Genomic DNA, 22,799 nt, shown 5'->3' on the forward strand with positions numbered 1-22,799 from the left:
CTATATGCCATAAGCCCGCTTGAGGCGCTGTGAACAAATGTAAGTGTGACCAGGGAAAACGACTGTGGGAGCACCCTTCGATGCTCCCACAGTCGGTACCGCCCAGCGCTGGGGTTACGAAGTGGTTTCCTGCACCACGCGGATCACCCGTTGCGGGAACGGGATGTCGATGCCTTCGGCGCGCAGGCGATCGCGTGCCTGCTCATTGAACGTGAACATCAGGCCCCAGTAGTCCGAGGTTTTCACCCACACCCGCAGCGAGACGGTGATCGAGCTGTCACCCAGCTCCGACACCACTGCAGCAGGCGCAGGGTCTGGCAGCACACGCGGATCCCTGGCCAGGTCAAGCAGCACTTCGCGGGCCTTCTGCAGGTCGGCGTCGTAGTCCACGCCGACGTTGAACACCACTTGCCGGGTTGGCTGGCGGTTGTAGTTGGTGATGATGCCGTTGGACAAGCTGCCGTTGGGCACGATCACCGTCTTGTTGTCACCGGTGCGCAGCACGGTGTGGAAGATCTGGATGCCGTCGACCGTGCCGCTGACGCCTTGCGCCTCGATCCAGTCACCGATGCGAAACGGGCGGAACAGCAGGATCAGCACGCCGCCGGCGAAGTTCGCCAGGCTGCCCTGCAACGCCAGGCCGATGGCCAGGCCGGCGGCACCAATGGCGGCAACGAACGAAGTGGTCTCGATGCCGATCATCGAGGCCACGCTGACCATCAGCAGGATCTTCAGGATGATGTTGGCGAGCGTGGCGATGAAACCCTGCAGGGCCAGATCGGCGTGGCGTATACCCACCAGCTTGCCCAGGCGGGCGCTGACACGGTTGACCAGCCACCACCCGATGCCAAGGGTCAGCAGCGCCAGCAGCAGGCGACTGCCGTACTGCATGATCAAGGGAATCCAGGTCTGCGATTGGCGAACCAGCTGATCGACTTCAGCGTTCAAATCCATAGTTCTCTCCTGATGCCGAACGGCATGTACACGTTGAAACCGGCCGCTGGGTCGCAGCGAACGCGGAAGCGGTGGACCATGCCGGCCCCAGGGAGGTTCCTGACTGGCTGATCAGTCGCGGAAGTTGTTGAACTGCAAGGGCATGTCGAATTCCTTGGCACGCAGCAAGGCCATTGCCTCCTGCAGGTCGTCGCGCTTCTTGCCGGTGACACGCACCTGCTCACCCTGGATGGCGGCCTGGACCTTGAGCTTGGCGTCCTTGATCTCAGCCACGATCTTTTTCGCCAGGTCCTTGTCGATGCCTTCGCGGAACAGGGCTTCCTGCTTCATTTCCTTGCCCGAGGCATAAGCGTCCTTGACCTCCAGGCACTTGACGTCGAGCTTGCGCTTGACCAGCGACAGGCGAAGGATCTCGATCATCGCTTCGAGCTGGAACTCGGCCTCGGCGGTCAGCACGATGGTCTTGTCCTTCTCCTTGAACTCGAAACTGCCCTTGCCCTTCAGGTCATAGCGGCGGTCGAGCTCTTTGATGGCGTTCTCGACAGCGTTCTGCACTTCGTGCTTGTCCAGTTCCGATACCACGTCGAACGAAGGCATGGGTTACTCTCCATAAATGCAAGGCGCGCTCCGGATGCCTTTTGCCAGCAGTGGCCAGGCGATGGAGCGCGGGTGTCTTGGGGGGTTAAAATGCGGGTTCATTATAACGGGTTGCGAAACGCAGATGAGCAGCACCTGGCATATTCTAGGCGCCGGTAGCCTGGGCAGCCTCTGGGCCTGCCGCCTGGCACGGGCGGGCAAGGCCGTGCAGTTGATTCTTCGCGATCAACGCGCGCTCGACGCCTACCAGGCTGCGGGCCGCCTGACACTGATCGAGCCTGAGCAGCGCAGCCACTACGCCGTGCCCGCCCAGCTCGCTGCGCGCAACGCGCCCATCCATCGCCTGTTGCTGGCCTGCAAGGCCTACGACGCCGCCCCGGCCATTGCCGCGCTGGCGCCTCGGCTGGCTGCCAATGCCGAGCTGGTGTTGTTGCAGAATGGCCTGGGCAGCCAGGACGAGGTGGCCGAGCAGGCGCCCGCTGCCCGCTGCATTTTCGCCTCCAGCACCGAAGGCGCCTACCTCGAAGCGCCTTTCGTGGTGCGCTTCGCTGGCCAGGGTTTCAATTGGCTGGGCGATCCGCTGAACCCAAGCAGGCCCGAGTGGTTGGACGACCTGAGCGACGCCGGCATCCCCGCGCAGTGGACGGTCGACATTCTCACCCGTCTGTGGCGCAAGCTGGCACTGAACTGCGCGATCAACCCCCTGACGGTCTTGCATGACTGCAGCAACGGCGGCCTGCTGGGCCACCTTGCCGAAGTCGAGCGGCTGTGCGAAGAGCTGAGCCAGCTGCTGCAACGCTGCGGCCAACCCGATGCTGCGCAGGACCTGGCCGAAGAGGTACAGCGCGTGATCCTCGCGACTGCCGCCAATTACTCCTCGATGTACCAGGATGTGCGCGCCGCGCGCCGCACCGAGATTCATTACCTGCTCGGCCATGCCTGCCGCTGCGCGGCGCGCCACCAGTTGCCGGTGCCCCACCTTGAACACCTGCGCCGGCGACTGGTCGATAGCCTGCAGGCCCGAGGTCTGCCCTGCGACTAGGCTCAGCGTCGAAGACGGCCCAATGCACATCGACGCCTTTGCGACCCAGCCTTAGCCCTTTATCTGACACGGACTGCGCCCGCCCATGAACCTGCGCCATCGCCTGGACAATCTGCCGGTCGGGCAGAAACTGTTCGCTGCCCTGCTGGTGCTGCTGGTCACCATTCTGGTGGTCGCCAACCTCACCTTCATCAGCGCCGCCTACTGGATCACCCAGGAAAGCATGGCGCCGCAAGCCCTGCAGACCATCGGCCGCCTGATCGGCAATCCGGCCCTGGCCACTCGCGCTGGCGACAGCACGCCCCAGGCCGAGCAACTGCTCGAAGCGCTGGACAGCTACTCGCCGCTGCGCGCCGCCGCGGTCTATGGCAGCGACGGGCGCATGCTCGCACAACTGCAACATGGCGAGCCGCTGACCCTGCCGCGCCGCTATCGCAACATCGACGCCTGGCGGCTCATGGAATTTCGCAGCACCCAGCTGATCAGCCTGCCGCGCGCCGGCAGCCCGCCCGCGCACCTGCTACTGGTGGCCAGCAGCGAGCTGCCCAGCGCGTTCTATACCGGCACCCTCAGCGCCAGCCTGGTGATTCTGGTGCTGGGCATTCTGCTGTGGCTGCTGGTGGCGCGGCAGATCAAGCGGCTGATCACCCGGCCGATCAACCAGCTCGAAGAACTCAGCCGCCAGGTCACCCGCGAAGAGAGCTATGCCTTGCGCGCCCAGCGCGGCAACGATGACGAAATCGGCAGCCTGGCCGAGGCGTTCAACACCATGCTCTCGCGCATCGAGGCACGCGAGCAGCAGCTCAAGCGTGCGCGTGACGAATTTCAGTCGGCCTTCGACCAGGCCCAGGGCCTGGCCGAGGAAACCCGGCATACCAACCGCAAGCTGGAGCTTGAAGTGCAGGTGCGCGGCAAGATCGAGAAGAAGCTCACCGGCTTTCAGAATTACCTCAACAACATCATCGACTCGATGCCCTCGGCGCTGATCGCGCTGGACGAAGAGCTGTATGTCACGCAGTGGAACCAGGAAGCCACGACGCTCTCCGGTACGCCGTTGGGTGAAGCCCTCAACCAGCCGATCTTTCTCGCCTTCGAGCCGCTCAAGCCCTTCCTGTCGCAGCTCAGGGACAGTGTCGAACGGCATCGCGTGGCGAAGATCGAACGGGTCACCTGGGGCCGCAGCGACAGCCCCCGCCACTACGCCCTGACCTTCTACCCATTGACCGGCGGTGGCGGGCGCGGCGTGGTGATCCGCATCGACGACATCACCCAGCGCCTGTCGCTCGAAGAAATGATGGTGCAGTCCGAGAAGATGCTGTCGGTCGGCGGCCTGGCCGCCGGCATGGCCCACGAGATCAACAACCCCCTCGGCGCCATCCTGCATAACGTGCAGAACATTCGCCGGCGCCTGTCAGCCGAACTCCCACGCAATCAGGAGGCCGCCCAGGCCCTGGCCGTCGATCTGGCGTCGGTCAACCAGTACCTGCACGCGCGCGAGGTGCCGCAGTTGCTCGACGGCATTCAGCAGGCCGGAGGGCGCGCCGCCAGGATCGTCACCCACATGCTCAGTTTCAGCCGCTTGAGCAATCGCCAGCTGGTGCCCTGCGACCTCCCTGCGCTGATCGATCAAGCGGTGGACATCGCCGGCAACGACTTCGACCTGAGCGTGGGCTTCGACTTCAAAGGCCAGGCCATCGTGCGCGAATTCGACCCGCTACTGGGGCCCGTGCCGTGCACGGCGAACGAGTTGGAGCAGGTCTTGCTGAACCTGCTGAAAAACGCCGCGCAGTCGATCCACCAGCGCGAACGGCCGAAGGAACCCGGGCGTATCATCGTGCGTACCCGGCTCAGTCCGCCCTGGGCGGAAATTCAGCTGGAAGACAACGGCACGGGGATGGACGAGGCCGTGCGCAAGCGTATCTTCGAGCCGTTCTTCACCACCAAGGACATCGGCCAGGGCACGGGCCTCGGGCTGTCGGTCTCGTATTTCATCATCACCAACAACCACAAGGGCCAGATGGAGGTGCACTCCACGCCGGGCCAGGGCACGTGCTTTACCCTGCGCCTGCCCTTGAACCAGACGGCCACGCCGTCGCTGACCACGGAGTCATGACCATGGGCTATCGCCTGTCGAAGATCTACACGCGCACCGGAGACACGGGCGAAACCGGGCTCGGCGATGGCCGCCGCGTGCCCAAGGACCACCCTCGGGTCGAGGCCATCGGCGAGGTGGATACCCTCAACAGTCAGTTGGGGCTGCTGCTGGCAGGCCTGGCCGAGCAGGCGCTGAGCGAGGTCAGCGAGGTGCTGGCGCCGTGTCAGCACCGCTTGTTCGACCTGGGCGGCGAGCTGGCGATGCCGAGCTATCAGGCGCTGAATACGGTGGAAGTGGAACGCCTGGAAGCCGCCATCGATCACTGGAACGAGGAACTGGGGCCGCTGAAGAACTTCATCCTGCCCAGCGGTTCGGCGCTGATCGCCCAGGCCCATGTCTGCCGCAGCCAGGCGCGCACGGCCGAGCGACGCTGCCAGCAGTTGAATGCGCTGGAGCCGTTGGGCGCCGTGGGGTTGGCCTACCTGAATCGGTTGTCGGACTTGCTGTTCGTGGCATCGCGGATCATCGCGCGGCGCCAGGGGGTCGATGAAGTGCTATGGGAAGCGGCCAAGCGGCCGCAGTGAGACGCCACCCGATGCGCGGCCTGATGACGGTTCCACCGTTCGGTTATCGCGTGCTGGCAGGGTAATCGAGGTGACAGCCTTGGGTCGGCTCTGCCGCCCATCGCGACTAACCGGAGCGCCGGTCAGCCGCAATGGCCAGCGCAGCCGCCTTGTCCAGGCGACCACAATGACGGGTAAACATGAGGTCGCCGCCCAATGAGTCCTGCTGCGACAGTCCAGCGACCACGCCTCATGCGAGCAAGGCAGTGCTGCCCAATCGCGCAGGTCGCGCTTGGTTTCAGACCACCGCTCAGCGAGGGCGTCTTACTCCACTTCGGGCCAGAACGCCCGAATCCCTGCCACACCCTGTGCGCCGATCCGCCAGGCCTGTTCCCGCGCCTGCGGGCCTACACCACCGAGCACGAACACGGGGTGGTTGAAGCCTGCGATCAGGCGCTGCGTTTCATCCCACCCCAGCGGTGTGGCGTCTGGGTGCGTCTGGGTCGGCTGCACTGGCGATAGCGTCACGAAATCAACACCCATCTGCGCCGCCAGCGCCAATTCCTCGGCCGTGTGGCAGGACGCTGCCAGCCAGCGTGAGGCGGGGAACGGTCGGCCTTTGGCAGCGTACTTGCGCAACTGCGCGGCTGTCAGGTGCCAGCCTGCGGCGGGGAAGTCACCGAGCCACTCCAGCGGCCCTTTGAGCATCAACTGCGCCTTGCCTGCACACAGCCCCACGGCGTCCACGGCAATGTCGCGATATTTCGGGTCATAGCCGTCAGGTGCGCGCAGCTGAATCAGTCCGATGCCATTGGCAATCGCCTGGCGGATGCCGCGTAACAGTTGCCCCGACTCGACATCACCCGGCGTAATCAGGTACTGGTCCGGCAGGCGCGCAGCCGCGACGATGGGCTTGTTCGCTTCGGGAAAGTCGTACTGCGCCAGGTCGCGCGGGGCCACCCAGGCCAGCGGCTGGCCTTCGGCGCCGTGGGGCTCGCCGGTAAAGCGGCTGACTTCATGAACGTCCAGCAACACCTGCTTGTCGGGGTAGTCATGGCTGACCCTGATCAAGGGTCGCGAGGCCAGCACCTCGATGCCCAGCTCTTCGCGCAACTCACGTGCCAGCGCCGCCTCGACCGCCTCCCCCGCTTCCACCTTGCCCCCGGGAAACTCCCACAGGCCGCCCTGATGCTGGTGCGCCGTGCGCTGTGCCAACAGCACCTGACCGTCTGACCGACGAATCACCGCCGCCACCACATGGACCCGGCTCACCGCGCGCACTCCGCCAGCCCCGCCTGCTCCCAGGCCTGGAACGCCGGCCAGGCGTAGAGGGCATCGATGTAGGAGGTGATAGGGCGTGGCACCTCGACGCGGTAGGTGCGCAAACGCACGGCCACGGGCGCGAAATAGGCATCGGCCAGGCTCAACGGGCCGAACAGGTACGGCCCCGTTGCTTTTGCCGCCAACAGACACTCGGACCACAACGCGATGATACGGTCGATATCGGCCTGCACGTCCGAGGGCATGGGCGTCAGCGCCTCATCACGACTGACATCGAATGGCATCGCCCCGCGCAGCGCTGCAAAACCGCTGTGCATCTGCGCGCACACCGACCGCGCCTGGGCGCGGGCAGCAATGTCCTGGGGCCACAGATGCGCCTCTGGATGCTGTTCAGCGAGGTATTCGGCGATGGCCAGGGTGTCGGCAATGGTGCCGTGTTCGGTCTTGAGCAACGGCACCAGGCCGGTGGCCGACTGCTCGAGAAGGCGCGCGCGGGTGTCGGCCTGCTTGAGCTTGATCAGGGTTTCGTCGTAGCCGACGCCGGCCAGGTCAAGGGCCAGAGCCGCGCGCAGCGACCAGGAGGAATAACGCTTGTCGCCGATGATCAGGTGATAGCTCATGGTAGGGCTCCGTGCAGAGGCAATGTCAGCACCCGAAGGCGTCTGCGAGCCTCCCAGGGCGCCAGGTGCCGCGTGCGCGGACCACGCGCAAGCGGCAGGCAGGGTTGGATCAGGTGCGGTACTCGGCGTTGATCTTGACGTACTCGTGGGACAGGTCGGTGGTCCAGATCGTCTCGCTGCACGTGCCACGGCCCAGCTCGATGCGGATGCCGATTTCGGCCTCGGCCATCACTGCTGAACCCTGCTCTTCGGTGTAGCTGGCACTACGCCCGCCCTGGCTGGCGATGCACACCTCGCCCAGATAGACGTCGATCAGACTGACATCCAGCTCCGGCACGCCAGCACGGCCCACGGCCGCGAGGATGCGACCCCAGTTGGGATCCGAGGCAAACAGCGCTGTCTTGATCAGTGGCGAGTGTGCGACGGCATAGCCGACGTCCAGGCATTCCTGATGATTGCCACCGCCGTTGACCTGCACGGTCACGAACTTGGTCGCGCCCTCACCGTCACGCACGATGGCCTGGGCCACCTCCATGCACACCTCGAATACCGCTGCTTTCAGCGCGTCGAACAGCGCGCCCGACGCCTCGGTGATCTCCGGAACGTCGGCCTTGCCGGTGGCGATCAGCATGCAGCAGTCGTTGGTGGAGGTGTCGCCATCGATGGTGATGCGGTTGAACGACTTGTTGGCGCCGTCGAGGATCAGGTCCTTGAGCACCGCCGGGGCAACCTTGGCATCGGTGGCGATGTAGCCAAGCATGGTGGCCATGTTCGGCCGGATCATGCCGGCGCCCTTGCTGATACCGGTGACGGTGATGGTCTGGCCATTGAACTGGAACTGACGGCTGGCGCCCTTGGGCAGGGTGTCGGTGGTCATGATGCCGGTGGCGGCAGTGGCCCAGTTGTCTTCACTGAGGTCGTCCAGCGCCGCTTGCAGGGCGCCTTCGATCTTCTCGACGGGCAGGGGCTCGCCGATCACGCCGGTGGAGAATGGCAACACGGCAGTAGCGTCGACGCCGGTCAGCTCGGCCAGCTTGGCGCACGTGCGCTCGGCAGCGGCCAGGCCCGGTGCGCCGGTACCGGCGTTGGCATTGCCGGTGTTGGTCAGCAGGTAGCGGACGCTGCCCTGCACGCGCTGGCGGCAGAGGATCACGGGTGCGGCGCAGAAGGCGTTGAGGGTGAACACCCCCGCGACGCTGGAGCCTTCGGCGCAGCGCATCACCACCACGTCCTTGCGCCCTGGACGCTTGATGCCCGCCGAAGCGATGCCGAGTTCGAAACCGGGAACCGGGTGCAGGGTGGGCAAAGGACCGAGACCGACAGCCATGTGAGCGCTCCTAGACAAAATATGAGGGGTCGTGATGCGCCGTCGATGGCGCAACGGGGTAGAAAAGACCAGGGCCGCTGAGCGGCCCCGGTAAATCGGTGACCAGGTCAGATGCTGCACCTGACCTGGGGTGGGCACGTGGCCCGGGTTACTCGATCTGACCGTGGCAGTGCTTGAACTTCTTGCCCGAGCCACACCAGCACGGCTCGTTACGGCCCAACTTCTGGTCATTGCGCACAGGCGCGGCAGACACCTCCACCTCGGCCTGCTCTTCGATCAGTTCGGGATCCACATCGAGCCCTGGCGCTGGAGCATGTTCGAACTGCATGCGGCTGGCCAGTTCTTCGGCATCGCGACGCAGACGTGCTTCTTCCTCTTCCGGATCTTCGCGACGAACCTGTACGTGCGACAGTACACGGATGGCGTCGCGCTTGATCGAATCGAGCAGCTCGCGGAACAGGGTGAACGACTCGCGCTTGTATTCCTGCTTCGGGTTCTTCTGCGCGTAACCGCGCAAGTGGATACCGTGACGCAGGTGATCCATGGTCGACAGGTGGTCTTTCCACAGATCGTCCAGCACGCGCAGCAGAATCTGTTTCTCGAACGAGCGCAGTGCTTCTTCGCCTGCCTGGTCTTCTTTCTCGGTGTAGGCCGTGGTGATTTCGGCCAGCAGCTTCTCGCGCAGGGTTTCTTCGTAGAGGTGATCGTCCTCGTCGAGCCATTGCTGAATCGGCAGCTTCATGCCGAAGTCGCTGGACAACGACGCTTCCAGACCGGCCACGTCCCACTGCTCGGGCAACGACTGCGGCGGGATGTGCTGGGTGATGGTGGCGTCGAGTACTTCCTGGCGGAACGCGATGATGGTTTCGCCGATGTTCTCGGCCGCCAGCAAGCTGTTACGCATGTGGTAGATCACTTTGCGCTGCTCGTTGGCCACGTCATCGTATTCGAGCAACTGCTTGCGAATGTCGAAGTTGCGGCCCTCGACCTTGCGCTGAGCCTTCTCGATGGCATTGGTGACCATGCGGTGCTCGATGGCCTCGCCGGACTGCATGCCCAGGGCCTTCATGAAGTTCTTCACCCGGTCCGAGGCGAAGATGCGCATCAGGCTGTCTTCCAGCGACAGGTAGAAACGGCTGGAACCCGGGTCACCCTGACGACCGGAACGGCCGCGCAACTGGTTGTCGATCCGGCGCGACTCATGGCGCTCGGAGGCGATCACGTGCAGGCCGCCGGTCTCGATGACCTGCTGGTGACGCTTGTGCCAGTCGGCCTTGATATGGGCGATCTGCTCGGCAGACGGGTCGTCCAGGGCGGCCACTTCGGCTTCCCAGTTACCGCCCAGCAGAATGTCGGTACCGCGACCGGCCATGTTGGTGGCGATGGTCAGCGCGCCTGGGCGACCGGCCTGGGCGATGATCTCGGCTTCTTTTTCATGGTACTTGGCGTTCAGTACCTTGTGCTCGATGCCTTCCTCGGTCAGCAGGCGCGACATGTGCTCGGAGGTTTCGATGGTGGCGGTACCGACCAGCACCGGACGGCCTTGGGCCATGCTCTCGCGAATGTCAGCGATGATGGCCTTGTACTTCTCCTCGGCGGTCAGGTAGACGAGGTCGTTGAAGTCTTTACGTGCCAGCGGCTTGTTCGGCGGAATCACCATCACGTTGAGCTGGTAGATCTGGGCGAACTCGAACGCTTCGGTGTCAGCGGTACCGGTCATGCCGGACAGCTTGTTGTAGAGGCGGAAGTAGTTCTGGAAGGTGGTCGACGCCAGGGTCTGGCTTTCGGCCTGGATGTTCAGGTTTTCCTTCGCTTCGATGGCCTGGTGCAGGCCTTCGGACAGACGACGACCGGGCATGGTACGGCCGGTGTGTTCGTCGATCAGCAGTACCTGGCCGTCTTGCACGATGTACTCGACGTTGCGGTGGAACAGCTTGTGCGCGCGCAGACCGGCGTAGACGTGGGTCAACAGGCCCAGGTTGTGCGCCGAATACAGGCTCTCACCCTCGGCCAGCAGGCCGGCCTGAGTGAGCATTTCTTCGATGAACTGGTGACCGGATTCGTTGAGTTCGACCTGACGGGTCTTCTCATCGATGGTGTAGTGACCTTCCTGAGTGACCTGGCCTTCGACTTCTTCGATGTGCTGGGTCAGGGTCGGGATCAGGCGGTTGATTTCGATGTACAGCTTGGAGCTGTCTTCGGCCTGGCCCGAGATGATCAGCGGGGTGCGCGCTTCGTCGATGAGGATCGAGTCGACTTCGTCGATCACGGCGAAGTTGAGTTCGCGCTGGAATTTCTCTTCCTGGCTGAACGCCATGTTGTCGCGCAGGTAGTCGAAACCGAATTCGTTGTTGGTGCCGTAGGTGATGTCGGCGCTGTAGGCCTGGCGCTTGACTTCAGGTGGCTGGAACGCCGAAACGATCCCCACCGACAGGCCAAGGAACTCGTACAGCGGGCGCATCCAGTTGGCGTCGCGGGTGGCCAGGTAGTCGTTGACCGTGACCACGTGCACGCCTTTGCCGGACAGCGCATTCAGGTACACGGCCAGGGTGCCGACCAGGGTCTTGCCTTCACCGGTACGCATTTCTGCAATCATGCCTTCGTGCAAGGTCATGCCGCCGATCAGCTGGACGTCGAAGTGACGCATGCCCATCACGCGTTTACCGGCTTCACGGGCCACGGCAAAGGCTTCAGGCAGCAGTTGATCAAGCGTCTCGCCTTTGGCCAGGCGCTCTTTGAACTCTGCGGTCTTGGCGCGCAGCTGCTCGTCGGAGAGGGCGACCATTTTCTCTTCGAAGGCATTGACGGTAGTGACCGTCTTGAGCATGCGTTTGACTTCACGCTCGTTCTTGCTTCCAAAAAGTTTCTTTAACAAAGGCGCAAACATATAGGCAGGATCTTCCACACGTGGGAATGGAGGGCGGCCCCGTGAGTCGCCCGTGCAGCCAGAGGCCGCATGCGAACGAGCATTCTACCCGGAAACGATGGTGAGGAAAGTGGTGGATGTCCACGATGCTGGCACAGCGCTTTGGCAGGGGCGTTTGTAACATAAGGTCATTATTGCCAAGTTCAAGGCACTACAACATGAAAGCTGGCGGCCCTGATCCAGGTCAAGTTTCAACGATGGCTGAATCTGTTCAGCCACGCGTCGAACATTGACCACAACGGCACTGCATCGTGCGTCTGCTAGACTAGGCACCCCGCAACGCTTGGCATCCTCCATGGCCTACAAGCCCTCCTCCGCACTGCCGCCTGCCGCCCTGCTACGCCAGGCCCGTCCACTGCGCCGCCTGCTCAGCCAGGCCGAACGTATCGCGCACTTGCAGCGCCTGCTGGAGAGCCAGTTGCAGCCGGCTGCGCGCGCACATTGCCACATTGCATCGTGGCGCGACGGCGTATTGTTGCTGATCGTCACCGATGGCCACTGGGCCACGCGTTTGCGGTATCAGCAGAAGCGCCTGCAGCGACAACTGCAGACGCTTGAGGCGTTCGCCAACTTGAGCCGCATCCTGTTCAAGGTCCAGCCACCGCTGGTGGCCGCCAGGCCGCAAGGCCATGGACCCGCACTCTCGACCATCGCTGCCGAAAGCATTCGCGGATCAGCGCAAGGCATCACCGATCCGAACTTGCGCGCAGCCCTCGAACGACTGGCTGCGCATGGCAAGAACAGGGCATGACCCTGATGCCAGTGAGTCGATCCGCTTCGTCGTCACTGGGGCTGCTTTGCAGCCCAAATCGCTTAACTGACTGGCATTAAGCGATAACCCCGTCTCGCGCCCTTTATTTGCTGCAGACCTCTATTCAAGTGCCAATAAAAAGGCCACCCGAAGGTGGCCTCAATGAACTAGAGAGTGTTCGAACTTACACGGCTGCAACAGGGCGCATGTAGGAGATCGGTGCCGTACTGGCATCCTCGAAAACGACCACTTCCCAAGCGTCTGTTTCGGCAATCAGCTTGCGCAACAGCTGGTTGTTCAACGAGTGGCCGGACTTGTAGCCCTTGAACTCGCCGATCAGGCTGTTGCCCAGCAGGTAAAGATCACCAATGGCATCGAGGATCTTGTGTTTGACGAATTCGTCTTCATAGCGAAGGCCGTCTTCGTTCAACACGCCGTCCTCATCCACCACGATGGCGTTCTCGACACTGCCGCCGAGCGCGAGGTTATGTTTGCGCAGGTATTCGATGTCACGCATGAAACCGAATGTCCGTGCGCGGCTGACTTCCTTCACGAACGAAGTGCTCGAGAAGTCGACACTGGCGCTCTGGGTACGGTTACGCAGTACCGGGTGGTCGAAATCAATCTCGAAGCTCACCTTGAAGCCTTCGAAAGGCAGGAAAGTGGCGCGCTTGTCGCCCTCTTCCACAGTCACCTCGCGCAGGATGCGGATGAACTTCTTGGGTGCGTCCTGTTCTTCGAGACCGGCGGACTGAATCAGGAATACAAAGGGACCTGCGCTGCCATCCATGATCGGCACTTCCGAGGCGGAGAGCTCGACGTAGGCGTTATCGATGCCCAGACCCGCCATGGCGGACAACAGGTGCTCGACGGTATCGACCTTGACGTCACCGTTGACCAGCGTGGTGGACATGGTGGTCTCGCCAACGTTGGCCGCACGAGCCGCGATCTCGACCACAGGGTCAAGATCGGCACGACGAAAGACGATGCCGGAATCGATCGGTGCAGGCTTGAGGGTCAGGTAGACCTTCTCCCCGGAGTGCAGACCGATGCCGGTGGCGCGGATGGTGTTCTTCAGGGTGCGTTGTCTAATCATGGCATTGGCCGCTTCAGCGCTAATTGCGAACTGGTATCAACAAAGGCTGGAAATAATACCAGAGCCAACCTTTGATGAATACCAATCACCCCTATACCCCTGATAAATTCCATTAATCGGCCTGACGACGTAGGAAAGCAGGAATGTCCAGGTAGTCCAGGTCATCCTGAGGGTTCAGCTTGGCAGCTGCGGCGGCCCCGGCGTGCGCCTGGTTGCGCATGACGGTCGGACGCTCCAGGTCGCGGTAGTTGACCTCGGCTTTCTCGGCAGTACGGCTGGCCGGCGCAGGGTTGGACGATTCGTACACCGCCTGTGCAGTCTGCAGCGTGTTGTCGACCACCTTGACCGGCTTCTCGATGCGCGCACCCAGGCCAGTGGCCACAACGGTGACGTGCAGTTCGTCGCGCATGTCCGGATCGATCACGGTGCCGACCTTGACCATGGCGTGGTCAGAGGCAAACGCCTCGATGATGCTACCCACATCGGAGTATTCACCCAGCGACAGGTCGGGGCCTGCGGTGATGTTCACCAGGATGCCGCGGGCGCCCTGCAGGTTGACGTCTTCGAGCAACGGGTTGCGAATCGCCGCCTCGGTGGCTTCACGGGCACGGTTCGGACCGCTGGCGCAGCCGGTACCCATCATCGCCATGCCCATCTCGCCCATCACAGTGCGCACGTCGGCGAAGTCGACGTTGATCATGCCCGGACGCTTGATGATGTCGGAGATACCGCGAACGGCGCCGGCCAGTACGTCATCCGCCTTGGCGAAGGCCGACAGCAGGCTGGCGTCCTTACCGAGGATGGTCAGCAGTTTTTCGTTCGGGATGGTGATGAGCGAGTCGACGCTCTCAGCCAGCATGCGAATGCCTTCATCGGCGATCTGCATGCGCTTGCGGCCTTCGAACGGGAACGGACGGGTCACCACCGCAACGGTGAGGATGCCCATCTCCTTGGCCACTTCGGCAATGATCGGCGCCGCACCGGTACCGGTACCGCCACCCATGCCGGTGGTGATGAACACCATGTTGGTGCCCTGCAGCACCTCGGCGATACGCTCTCGGTCTTCCAGCGCGGCCTGGCGACCGACTTCCGGATTGGCACCCGCACCCAGGCCTTTGGTGACGCCAGTCCCCAATTGCAGGATGGTGCGCGCGCCAATGCTTTTGAGCGCCTGGGCATCGGTGTTGGCGCAGATGAACTCAACGCCTTCGATGCTGCTTTTGACCATGTGGTTGACGGCGTTGCCACCACCACCACCGACGCCGATCACTTTGATGACCGGGCTTTGCGGGACGTTGTCTACGAGCTCGAACATTTTCCCTCTCCTTACAGTTCTCTAGTTGTTGCGCCTACCACTACTGCTTTGAAACTTAGAAGTTGCCCTGCACCCAGCGCTTCAAGCGTTCGAGCACTGGGGCTTTAGGTTCATCGCCATAGCTGTTGTTGTTGCTGTTACCGGACAGCGGCATGTCATCGGTCTGCTTGTGCAGGCCGTAGGTGAGCAGGCCGACGCCGGTGGAATAGATCGGGTTGCGAATGACATCGCTCAGGCCCCGAACGCTGTGCGGTACGCCCAGGCGTACCGGCATGTGGAAGATTTCCTCGGCCAGTTCAACGGCGCCTTCCATTTTCGCGGTGCCGCCGGTCAGGACGATGCCTGCCGGGATCAGGTCTTCGTAGCCACTGCGACGCAGCTCGGCCTGGATCAGCGTGAACAGTTCGTCGTAACGCGGCTCGACCACCTCGGCCAGGGCCTGGCGAGACAGCTCGCGCGGCGGACGGTCGCCGACGCTCGGTACCTTGATGGTCTCGCCCGCACCGGCCAGCTTGGCCAGGGCACAGGCATAACGAATCTTGATTTCTTCGGCGTACTGGGTCGGGGTACGCAAGGCCATGGCGATGTCATTGGTGACCTGGTCGCCGGCGATCGGGATCACGGCGGTGTGGCGGATGGCGCCCTCGGTGAAGATCGCGATATCGGTCGTACCGCCGCCGATGTCGACAATGCACACGCCCAGCTCTTTCTCGTCGTCGGTCAGCACGGCGTAGGCCGAGGCCAACTGCTCGAGAATGATGTCGTCGATTTCCAGACCGCAGCGGCGCACGCATTTTTCGATGTTCTGCGCGGCATTGACGGCGCAGGTGACCACGTGGACCTTGGCTTCCAGACGTACGCCCGACATGCCCAGCGGCTCGCGAACGCCTTCCTGGTTATCGATCACGTAATCCTGCGGCAAGGTGTGCAACACACGCTGGTCGGCAGGGATCGCCACGGCCTGGGCCGCGTCGAGTACCCGCTCCAGGTCGGCGATGCTGACTTCGCGGTCGCGAATGGCGACGATGCCATGGGAGTTGAGGCTGCGGATATGATTGCCGGCCACCCCGACGAACGCCGAGTGAATCCGGCAGCCTGCCATCAGCTGCGCTTCTTCAACGGCACGCTGGATCGACTGCACCGTCGATTCGATGTTGACCACCACGCCTTTCTTCAGGCCGCGTGACGGGTGGGTGCCGATGCCCACGATCTCCAAGGTGCCGTCAGCCGCGACTTCACCCACCAGCGCCACCACCTTGGAGGTGCCAATGTCCAACCCAACGATCATCTTGCCGCTCTGCGCGTTTGCCATGGTCCTGCCTCTCTCTAATTCTTCGCGACGGCGGGTTGGGCCGTCGTCGGTGCAATCGGTTCCCGCCAGCCAACGGCCAGGCCGTTGGCGTAGCGCAGATCAATGCGGGCGATGTTGTTGATCTGCTCTTTGAGTGTCTTGTCGTATATGGCAATGAAACGGCGCATCTTTTCCAGCAGATGGTCACGCCCCAGCAACAGCTCGATCCCCGGCCCCGAGCCAACGGCTCCGGTGGTCAGGAACCAGCTGCCCCGCTCGCGCAGTTCGAGCCGCGCGATGGAGAAGCCGAGGGGGCGCAGCATCTGGCTCAGGACCTGGTACTGCTGCATCACTTGTTGCTGTGCCCGTTGCGGCCCGGCCAACTGCGGCAGATGCTCGTAGTTGGACAGCTCGCGCGGGGTGAACGCCTGGCCCTGGTTGTTGAGCAGGGCCGCATCGCCCCAGCGGGCGACAGGCAATTGCTCTTCCAGGCGCACCACTACCTCGTCAGGCCAGACCCGACGCACCTCGGCATGGGCGATCCAGGGCATGGTTTCGAGCTCCATGCGCATCGCCGTGAGGTCGACACTGAAGAAGCTCGCCGCCACGAACGGCGCAATGCGCTGCTGCACCGCCTGCTGGCTGATGTAGCTGAGGTCGCCCTGCACGGCGATCTTGCTGATCGGGCGGTCGGCATAGGGCATCAGGCGAATCGCGCCCTCGTAAGCGCCGTAGCCTGCCACGACCAGCAACACGGGCCAGAGCAGGCGCTTGAGGCCAGAGAAACTGGCCTTGGGCAGTCGCGCCGACATCGGCTCGGTGGCCTCCAGCCGGCTGGCACCACGCGGCACCGGCTTGCTGCGGCCGGGGGCGGGTTGCTGATGACGTACCATCGCGCCTTGCATGGCTCGTTAACCTCGCGTCTCGACGCTTGCGGCCAGGATCGCCAGCACCAACTGCTGGAAGTCCAGGCCAGCCGCGCGGGCCGCCATGGGTACCAGGCTATGATCGGTCATGCCTGGTGCGGTGTTGACTTCAAGCAGCCAGAACCGGCCCTGCTCGTCCTGCATCACGTCCAGCCGCGCCCAGCCTTCAATGCCGATGGCATCGCAGGCACGCGCAGTCAGGTCGATCAGTTCTTGCTCACGCGCGGCCTCGAGGCCACACGGGATGCGGTATTGGGTGTCATTGGCGACGTATTTGGCGTCGTAGTCGTAGAAGACATGAGGCGTACCGAGGGCGATCGGCGGCAGCACCTGGCCGCGCAAAACCGCGACAGTGAATTCGGGACCATGAATCCATTGTTCGACAAGGACCTGGGAATCGTAACGAGCGGCGTCTTGCCAGGCAGCGACCAGCTCTTGCGCGCTGTTCACCTTGGCCATACCGATACTTGAACCTTCATGGGCGGGTTTGACGATCAGCGGGAAGCCCAGTTCCGTGGCGGCGCGAATACAATCGTTTTCGCTGGCCAGTACCGCATGCAGCGGAGTCGGAATACCCAGGCTCTGCCACACCTGCTTGGTGCGCAGCTTGTCCATCGCCAGCGCCGACGCCAGGATGCCGCTGCCGGTGTAGGGAATGCCCAGGCACTCCAGCAGGCCCTGCATGCTGCCGTCTTCACCGCCACGGCCGTGCAGAATGATGAAGGCACGGTCGATCTTCTCGCTGAGCAGGCGCTGCAGCAGGTCGTCGCCGACGTCGATGCCCACCACGTCGACACCTGCTTCACGCAGCGCGCCCAGCACGGCATTGCCCGACTTCAGCGAAACCTCACGCTCGGCGCTCTTGCCGCCGTACAGCACAGCGACACGGCCAAAAGCCTTGGGATCGACGCTGGCGTGCAGCTTGTCGTAGGCGCTGCTCATTTCAACGTCTCCTGCTGGGGCTTGGCACCCGCGAACAGCGGGCTTTTCATCAGCTGTGGTGCCAGGCCGCCGACGTCGCCGGCCCCCTGGCAGATAAGGATGTCACCCGCGCGCAGCAGGGGCTTGACCAGCGGCGCCAGCTCGGCGCCGCGTTCGATGTAGATCGGGTCGAGCTTGCCGCGCTGACGAATGCTGTGGCACAGCTGGCGGCTGTCGGCACCCGGAATCGGCTCTTCGCCAGCGGGGTAGACCTCCATCAGCAGTAGCACGTTGGCATCGCCCAGCACCTGCACGAAATCGTCGTACAAGTCGCGGGTACGGCTGTAACGGTGCGGTTGGTAGACGATCACCAGGCGACGGCTCGGCCAGCCACCGCGCACCGCCTTGATCACTGCCGCCACCTCGGTCGGATGATGGCCATAGTCGTCGACCAGCATCACGCTGCCGCCGTCCACGGGCAGCTCGCCATAGACCTGGAAGCGTCGACCCACACCCTGGAAGCACGACAGGCCCTGAACGATGGCCTCGTCGCTGATGCCTTCATCGGTGGCAATGGCGATGGTGGCCAGTGCATTGAGCACGTTGTGATTGCCTGGCATGTTCACCGACACCTCGAGCGGCGCAAGGTCGCGGCGCAGCACGGTGAAGTGGGTCTGCATGCCCTGCTGGCGCACATTGATGGCGCGGATGTCCGCCTCGTCACTGAAGCCGTAGGTGACGGTTGGGCGCTTGACCTGCGGAAGGATTTCACGCACCACCGGATCGTCCAGGCACATGACGGCCAGGCCATAGAACGGCAGGTTGTGCAGAAACTCGACGAAGGTCTTCTTCAGCTTGTTGAAGTCGCCTTCGTAGGTGGCCATGTGGTCGGCGTCGATGTTGGTGACGACCGCGACCATCGGTTGCAGGTGCAGGAAGCTGGCGTCGCTCTCGTCGGCCTCGGCGATCAGGTAACGGCTGGTGCCGAGCTGGGCATTGGTGCCGGCAGCGGTCAGGCGGCCACCGATGACGAACGTCGGGTCGAGGCCACCGGCCGCGAACACCGAGGCCAGCAGGCTGGTGGTGGTCGTCTTGCCATGGGTGCCAGCCACTGCGATGCCATGGCGGTAGCGCATCAGCTCGGCGAGCATTTCAGCACGTGGCACCACCGGAATACGCCGCTCCAGCGCCGTCGCCACTTCGGGGTTGGCCGGATTGATGGCACTGGAGACCACCAGCACATCGGCAGCCACCGCGTTCTCGGCGCGATGGCCGACGAAGATTTCCGCGCCGAACGACTGCAGCCGCTCGGTCACTGGCGAAGACTTGAGGTCGGAGCCCGATACCTGGTACCCCAGGTTCAACAGCACCTCTGCGATCCCGCACATGCCCACACCGCCGATACCGACGAAGTGGATGCGCCGGATGCGGCCCATTTTCGGATGAGGCATGGCGCTCTGGCTATCAACCATGGGCCACCTCCAGACAGATATCGACCACGGTGCTGGTTGCTGCGGGTTTGGCCAGGCGACGGGCAGTGTCGGCCATGGCGTGGAGTTTCTCGGGTTGCATCAGCACCTCATTCAGGCGTTCAGCGAGCTGCGCTGCGCCAGTTGTCGCTTGTGGCAGCAGGAAGGCCGCGCCGTCCTGCGCCAAGTAGTGAGCGTTGTGGGTCTGGTGATCGTCGATCGCATGGGGCAAGGGCACCAGCAGCGACGGCAGGCCCGCTGCGGCCAGCTCGCTGACGGTCAACGCACCCGCCCGGCAGACCACCAGGTCTGCCCAGCCATAGGCATGGGCCATGTCTTTGATGAAGGGCTCGACCTGAGCCGTGACGCCAACCTCGTGATAGCGCTGGCTAGTGACCTCCGCGTGCTGCTTGCCGGCCTGGTGAAACACCTCCGGACGCAGGCCGGCAGGCACTTCAGACAGGGCCTTAGGCAACAATGTGTTCAAGGGTTCCGCGCCCAGGCTTCCGCCGAGCACCAGCAGCCGGGCGCGGCGCGCCGTCAGCGGTTCACGCGGGGCATGCAGGAACAGTTCAGGACGCACCGGATTACCCGTGGTGCGACGCTTCGCACTGGCTGGGAACGTCTCCGGGAAGGCTTCACAGACGCGTGCCGCCATCGGTACCAGCAAGCGGTTGGCAGTACCGGCCCGGGCGTTCTGTTCATGAATCACCAGTGGCACCCCGCACAGGCGTGCGGCGACGCCACCCGGGCCGGTCACGTAGCCGCCGAAGCCCAGCACGCAGACCGGCTGCAGTTCACGCATGATGCGCCGCGCCTGCAGCACGGCCTTGATCAACGTCAACGGGGCCTTGAGCAGCGACAGCTTGCCTTTGCCGCGCAGCCCGCTGACCTGAATCAAGTGCAGCGCGATGCCCGCCTGGGGCACCAGCTCGTTCTCGATGCCCCGTGGGGTGCCCAGCCAGTGCACCGTGTAGCCACGTGCCTGGAACTCGCGGGCGCAGGCCAGTGCAGGGAAGACATGGCCGCCAGTACCACCGGCCATGATCAGGACGTTCTTGCCGTCAGCGGCCATGGGCAGGCTCCTCGGCAAAATCGTTCTCGTTGAATTCATGTTCTTCGCTGCCCAGGTGGGTTCGGCTCTCCCACTCGATGCGCAGCAGCAAGCCCACGCAGGCGCAGCAGATCACCAGCGAGCTGCCCCCGTAGCTGAGGAACGGCAAGGTCAGGCCCTTGGTTGGCAACAGGCCGACGTTCACGCCAATGTTGATCAGGAACTGGCCGATCCACAGGAAAGCCAGGCCGAAGGCCATGTAGGCCGCAAAGAACTGCTTGGCTTTCTCGGCCCACAGGCCGATGTACAGCGCACGTACAGTGACGAACACGAACAGCGCGACGGTGCACAAGGTGCCGACCACGCCCAGCTCTTCGGCCAGTACCGAGAACACGAAGTCGGTGTGGGCCTCGGGCAGGTAGAACTGCTTCTGCACGCTGTTGCCCAGGCCTACGCCAAGCCATTCACCACGGCCGAAGGCAATCAGCGCCTGGGTCAGCTGGTAGCCGGAACCGAACTGGTCCGACCAGGGGTCGGTAAAGGTGATGAGTCGCGCCATCCGGTAAGGCTGCGCCTGCACCAGCACGAACACTGCAACCACCGCCAGCACCACCATCAGGCTGAAGCGGAACAGCCCCACCCCGCCCAGGAACAGCATGGCCGCTGCCGCGCCCATCATCACCACCGTAGCGCCGAAGTCAGGTTCCATCAGCAGCAGGCCGGCCATCGGCAACAACACGATGAAGGGCTTGAAGAAGCCCATCCAGCTCTCGCGCACTTCCTGTTGGCGACGCACCAGATAACCGGCGAGGTAGATCACCACGAACACCTTGGCGATCTCGGACGGCTGAACGTTGAAGAAGCTGAAACCGATCCAGCGCATCGAACCGTTCACTTCACGGCCGATGCCCGGCACCAGTACCAGCACCAGCAAGGCGAAGGCGCCGACCAGCATGGTGAAGCCCATGCGCTGCCAGGTGGCGATGGGCACCAGCATGGTCATGCCGCAGGCCACAAGGCCGAGCGCCACGTAAATGAGGTGGCGGAACATGTGGTAGAGCGGATTGCCCGACTGCACGGCGGCCACTTCGGACGAGGCTGAGGTAATCATTACCAGGCCCAGGCCCAGCAGGGCCATGCAGCCTGCCAGGAAGGCGAAGTCCAGATCGATGCCACGGCCGCTGATCAGCGGCGACGGGTAGGGCTTGATGATGCCGAAGATCATGCCAGCCTCCGAGCGGCGTGGGCGAACAGGCGCCCGCGCTCTTCAAAATTCTTGAACATGTCGAGGCTCGCGCAGGCAGGTGAGAGCAACACCGCATCGCCAGGCTCGGCATGCACCGCGCACTGCTCGACCGCCTCATCGAGGCTGCCGACATGAATCAGCGGGACGTCATTGCCCAGCGCCTGCGCCAGGCGCTCGGCATCACGGCCCAGCAGCACCACCGCACGGCAGTAGCGTGCAACCGGCCCACGCAGCGCCGCGAAATCCGCGCCTTTGCCATCGCCGCCCGCGATCAGCACCAGCTTGCCGTCGATATCGGCTCCGAGGCCTTCGATCGCGGCCAGCGCAGCCCCGACGTTGGTGGCCTTGGAATCGTCGTACCACTGCACACCGTTGCGTTCGCGCACCCATTGGCAGCGATGAACCAGACCGGTGAATTCGCGCAGCGCCTCGAGCATCGGTGCGAACGGCAACCCCACCGCATGGCCCAGGGCCAGCGCCGCCAGGGCATTGCTCTGGTTGTGGGCGCCACGGACTTTCAACTCGCGGACCGGCATCAGGCATTCGAACGCGTACGCGAGGTACTTCTCACCGTCGCGCTCACGCAGGCCAAAGGCTCTGAAATCGGGAGCATTCAGGCCGAAGCTCCACGAGGTCTGCCCCGCCACCGGCAGCGGTCGGCTCAGCGCGTCGTTGCGGTTGACCACCACCTGCTCGGCACCCCGGAAGATCCGGTGCTTGGCCAGGTGATACGCCGGCAGCCCGCTGTAGCGATCCATGTGGTCTTCGCTGATGTTCAATACCGTTGCGACCTTGGCGTTGAGCTGATCGGTGGTTTCCAGCTGGAAACTCGACAGCTCCAGCACGTACAGCTCGACGGCATCGTCCAGCAGGTCCAGCGCGGGAGTGCCCAGGTTGCCACCGACGGCCACGCGCTTGCCGGCCTTGACCGCCATTTCGCCCACCAGCGTGGTCACGGTGCTCTTCGCATTGGAGCCGGTGATGGCGACCAGGGGCGCCTTGGCGTAGCGGGCGAACAGCTCGATATCTCCAGACAGGCGCACACCGCGCGCTGCGGCCTGTTGCAGTGCAGGCGTGGCCAGGGCCAGCCCCGGGCTGACATACAGCTCATCGGCGCGGCAGAGGAAGTCGACGTCCAGCTCGCCACAGCGCACTTCCACCTGCGGGTAATCGCGGCGCAGCGTCTCCAGCTCTGGCGGCTGCGCACGGGTGTCGGCCACGGCAAAGGCGATGCCCCGGCTCGCCAGGAAGCGAACCAGGGACATGCCGCTCTTGCCGAGGCCGACAACGATGCGGAATTGGTCGGAAGCGATCAGGCTCATGCT

Annotated in this window: 19 protein-coding genes; 4 read left to right on the top strand and 15 right to left on the bottom strand. The window is 63.6% G+C overall.

Going from position 1 to position 22,799, the window contains the following annotated elements; all coding sequences use genetic code 11:
* Window positions 1–114: 114 nt before the first annotated feature.
* Window positions 115–954 carry a mechanosensitive ion channel family protein gene (locus RT028_RS04870; protein ID WP_312933039.1) on the bottom strand — a complete coding sequence of 280 codons (840 nt, stop codon included), beginning with the start codon at window positions 952–954 and terminating at the stop codon, window positions 115–117.
* Window positions 955–1,065: 111 nt separating this feature from the next.
* The gene (locus tag RT028_RS04875) at window positions 1,066–1,551 is read right to left on the bottom strand and encodes a YajQ family cyclic di-GMP-binding protein (protein ID WP_312933041.1); all 486 of its coding nucleotides are present in this window, start codon (window positions 1,549–1,551) and stop codon (window positions 1,066–1,068) included.
* A gap of 124 nt (window positions 1,552–1,675) precedes the next feature.
* Between RT028_RS04875 and RT028_RS04880 the strand changes: the two genes are divergently transcribed.
* The 3 genes from RT028_RS04880 (at window position 1,676) to RT028_RS04890 (ending at window position 5,272) form a co-directional block, all read left to right on the top strand.
* Entirely contained in the window at window positions 1,676–2,593 is a 918-nt protein-coding gene (locus tag RT028_RS04880) for a putative 2-dehydropantoate 2-reductase (protein ID WP_312933043.1), read from the top strand.
* An 85-nt stretch (window positions 2,594–2,678) separates the two neighbouring features.
* Window positions 2,679–4,706 (top strand): ATP-binding protein, encoded by a 2,028-nt coding sequence (locus RT028_RS04885; protein WP_312933044.1) that lies wholly within the window; start codon window positions 2,679–2,681, stop codon window positions 4,704–4,706.
* 2 nt (window positions 4,707–4,708) lie between these two features.
* Window positions 4,709–5,272 (top strand): cob(I)yrinic acid a,c-diamide adenosyltransferase, encoded by a 564-nt coding sequence (locus tag RT028_RS04890; protein ID WP_312933046.1) that lies wholly within the window; start codon window positions 4,709–4,711, stop codon window positions 5,270–5,272.
* Window positions 5,273–5,575: 303 nt separating this feature from the next.
* Here RT028_RS04890 and RT028_RS04895 read toward each other — a convergent pair whose 3' ends face one another.
* From RT028_RS04895 to secA, 4 genes are all read right to left on the bottom strand, one after another.
* Entirely contained in the window at window positions 5,576–6,523 is a 948-nt protein-coding gene (locus RT028_RS04895) for a Nudix family hydrolase (protein ID WP_312933048.1), read from the bottom strand.
* Window positions 6,520–7,152: a glutathione S-transferase gene (locus RT028_RS04900; protein ID WP_312933049.1), complete on the bottom strand. Its 633-nt coding sequence runs from the start codon at window positions 7,150–7,152 to the stop codon at window positions 6,520–6,522. The genes RT028_RS04895 and RT028_RS04900 overlap by 4 nt, the downstream gene beginning before the upstream one ends.
* 109 nt (window positions 7,153–7,261) lie before the next feature.
* Window positions 7,262–8,479 (bottom strand): bifunctional glutamate N-acetyltransferase/amino-acid acetyltransferase ArgJ, encoded by a 1,218-nt coding sequence (gene argJ / locus RT028_RS04905; protein WP_312933050.1) that lies wholly within the window; start codon window positions 8,477–8,479, stop codon window positions 7,262–7,264.
* A gap of 148 nt (window positions 8,480–8,627) precedes the next feature.
* Complete coding sequence (gene secA / locus RT028_RS04910) at window positions 8,628–11,366, bottom strand: preprotein translocase subunit SecA (RefSeq protein WP_312933052.1); 2,739 nt, start codon at window positions 11,364–11,366, stop codon at window positions 8,628–8,630.
* A 334-nt stretch (window positions 11,367–11,700) separates the two neighbouring features.
* On the opposite strand from secA, the gene RT028_RS04915 reads away from it, so the two are divergent.
* Window positions 11,701–12,156 carry a DUF721 domain-containing protein gene (locus RT028_RS04915; RefSeq protein WP_312933054.1) on the top strand — a complete coding sequence of 152 codons (456 nt, stop codon included), beginning with the start codon at window positions 11,701–11,703 and terminating at the stop codon, window positions 12,154–12,156.
* 184 nt (window positions 12,157–12,340) lie between these two features.
* On the opposite strand, the gene lpxC is transcribed toward RT028_RS04915, so the two are convergent.
* The 9 genes from lpxC to murD all read right to left on the bottom strand — a co-directional run bounded on the left by lpxC (window position 12,341) and on the right by murD (window position 22,796).
* Window positions 12,341–13,252, bottom strand: coding sequence for a UDP-3-O-acyl-N-acetylglucosamine deacetylase (lpxC, locus tag RT028_RS04920; RefSeq protein ID WP_312933055.1), 912 nt, complete (start codon window positions 13,250–13,252; stop codon window positions 12,341–12,343).
* 112 nt (window positions 13,253–13,364) lie between these two features.
* The gene (gene ftsZ / locus RT028_RS04925) at window positions 13,365–14,567 is read right to left on the bottom strand and encodes a cell division protein FtsZ (protein WP_312933057.1); all 1,203 of its coding nucleotides are present in this window, start codon (window positions 14,565–14,567) and stop codon (window positions 13,365–13,367) included.
* 55 nt (window positions 14,568–14,622) lie between these two features.
* Window positions 14,623–15,879, bottom strand: a complete 1,257-nt coding sequence (ftsA, locus tag RT028_RS04930; protein ID WP_312933059.1) for a cell division protein FtsA — start codon at window positions 15,877–15,879, stop codon at window positions 14,623–14,625.
* Between the two features lie 14 nt (window positions 15,880–15,893).
* Entirely contained in the window at window positions 15,894–16,763 is an 870-nt protein-coding gene (locus tag RT028_RS04935) for a cell division protein FtsQ/DivIB (protein WP_312933061.1), read from the bottom strand.
* Between the two features lie 6 nt (window positions 16,764–16,769).
* On the bottom strand, window positions 16,770–17,726 hold the full coding sequence (locus RT028_RS04940) for a D-alanine--D-alanine ligase (RefSeq protein WP_312933063.1): 957 nt from the start codon (window positions 17,724–17,726) through the stop codon (window positions 16,770–16,772).
* Window positions 17,723–19,177, bottom strand: coding sequence for a UDP-N-acetylmuramate--L-alanine ligase (murC, locus tag RT028_RS04945; protein WP_312933068.1), 1,455 nt, complete (start codon window positions 19,175–19,177; stop codon window positions 17,723–17,725). Before murC ends, RT028_RS04940 begins: the two co-directional genes overlap by 4 nt.
* Window positions 19,170–20,249, bottom strand: coding sequence for an undecaprenyldiphospho-muramoylpentapeptide beta-N-acetylglucosaminyltransferase (gene murG, locus RT028_RS04950; protein WP_312933070.1), 1,080 nt, complete (start codon window positions 20,247–20,249; stop codon window positions 19,170–19,172). The genes murC and murG overlap by 8 nt, the downstream gene beginning before the upstream one ends.
* Window positions 20,239–21,453 carry a putative lipid II flippase FtsW gene (gene ftsW / locus RT028_RS04955; protein ID WP_409567166.1) on the bottom strand — a complete coding sequence of 405 codons (1,215 nt, stop codon included), beginning with the start codon at window positions 21,451–21,453 and terminating at the stop codon, window positions 20,239–20,241. The genes murG and ftsW overlap by 11 nt, the downstream gene beginning before the upstream one ends.
* Window positions 21,450–22,796 carry a UDP-N-acetylmuramoyl-L-alanine--D-glutamate ligase gene (murD, locus tag RT028_RS04960; protein ID WP_312933072.1) on the bottom strand — a complete coding sequence of 449 codons (1,347 nt, stop codon included), beginning with the start codon at window positions 22,794–22,796 and terminating at the stop codon, window positions 21,450–21,452. Before murD ends, ftsW begins: the two co-directional genes overlap by 4 nt.
* Window positions 22,797–22,799: the final 3 nt, after the last annotated feature.

Source organism: Pseudomonas sp. (assembly GCF_032058845.1).
Classification (GTDB): Bacteria; Pseudomonadota; Gammaproteobacteria; order Pseudomonadales; family Pseudomonadaceae; genus Aquipseudomonas.

Bases quoted from the DNA above. Each gene is read 5' to 3' on its own strand.
- lpxC (WP_312933055.1), bottom strand. From the start codon at position 13,252: ATGATTAGACAACGCACCCTGAAGAACACCATCCGCGCCACCGGCATC.
- murG (WP_312933070.1), bottom strand. From the start codon at position 20,249: ATGGCCGCTGACGGCAAGAACGTCCTGATCATGGCCGGTGGTACTGGC.
- murD (WP_312933072.1), bottom strand. From the start codon at position 22,796: ATGAGCCTGATCGCTTCCGACCAATTCCGCATCGTTGTCGGCCTCGGC.
- argJ (WP_312933050.1), bottom strand. From the start codon at position 8,479: ATGGCTGTCGGTCTCGGTCCTTTGCCCACCCTGCACCCGGTTCCCGGT.
- ftsW (WP_409567166.1), bottom strand. From the start codon at position 21,453: ATGATCTTCGGCATCATCAAGCCCTACCCGTCGCCGCTGATCAGCGGC.
- RT028_RS04875 (WP_312933041.1), bottom strand. From the start codon at position 1,551: ATGCCTTCGTTCGACGTGGTATCGGAACTGGACAAGCACGAAGTGCAG.
- RT028_RS04915 (WP_312933054.1), top strand. From the start codon at position 11,701: ATGGCCTACAAGCCCTCCTCCGCACTGCCGCCTGCCGCCCTGCTACGC.
- RT028_RS04885 (WP_312933044.1), top strand. From the start codon at position 2,679: ATGAACCTGCGCCATCGCCTGGACAATCTGCCGGTCGGGCAGAAACTG.
- RT028_RS04900 (WP_312933049.1), bottom strand. From the start codon at position 7,152: ATGAGCTATCACCTGATCATCGGCGACAAGCGTTATTCCTCCTGGTCG.
- RT028_RS04880 (WP_312933043.1), top strand. From the start codon at position 1,676: ATGAGCAGCACCTGGCATATTCTAGGCGCCGGTAGCCTGGGCAGCCTC.
- RT028_RS04870 (WP_312933039.1), bottom strand. From the start codon at position 954: ATGGATTTGAACGCTGAAGTCGATCAGCTGGTTCGCCAATCGCAGACC.
- secA (WP_312933052.1), bottom strand. From the start codon at position 11,366: ATGTTTGCGCCTTTGTTAAAGAAACTTTTTGGAAGCAAGAACGAGCGT.
- RT028_RS04940 (WP_312933063.1), bottom strand. From the start codon at position 17,726: ATGAGCAGCGCCTACGACAAGCTGCACGCCAGCGTCGATCCCAAGGCT.
- murC (WP_312933068.1), bottom strand. From the start codon at position 19,177: ATGGTTGATAGCCAGAGCGCCATGCCTCATCCGAAAATGGGCCGCATC.
- RT028_RS04935 (WP_312933061.1), bottom strand. From the start codon at position 16,763: ATGCAAGGCGCGATGGTACGTCATCAGCAACCCGCCCCCGGCCGCAGC.
- ftsZ (WP_312933057.1), bottom strand. From the start codon at position 14,567: ATGTTCGAGCTCGTAGACAACGTCCCGCAAAGCCCGGTCATCAAAGTG.
- ftsA (WP_312933059.1), bottom strand. From the start codon at position 15,879: ATGGCAAACGCGCAGAGCGGCAAGATGATCGTTGGGTTGGACATTGGC.
- RT028_RS04890 (WP_312933046.1), top strand. From the start codon at position 4,709: ATGGGCTATCGCCTGTCGAAGATCTACACGCGCACCGGAGACACGGGC.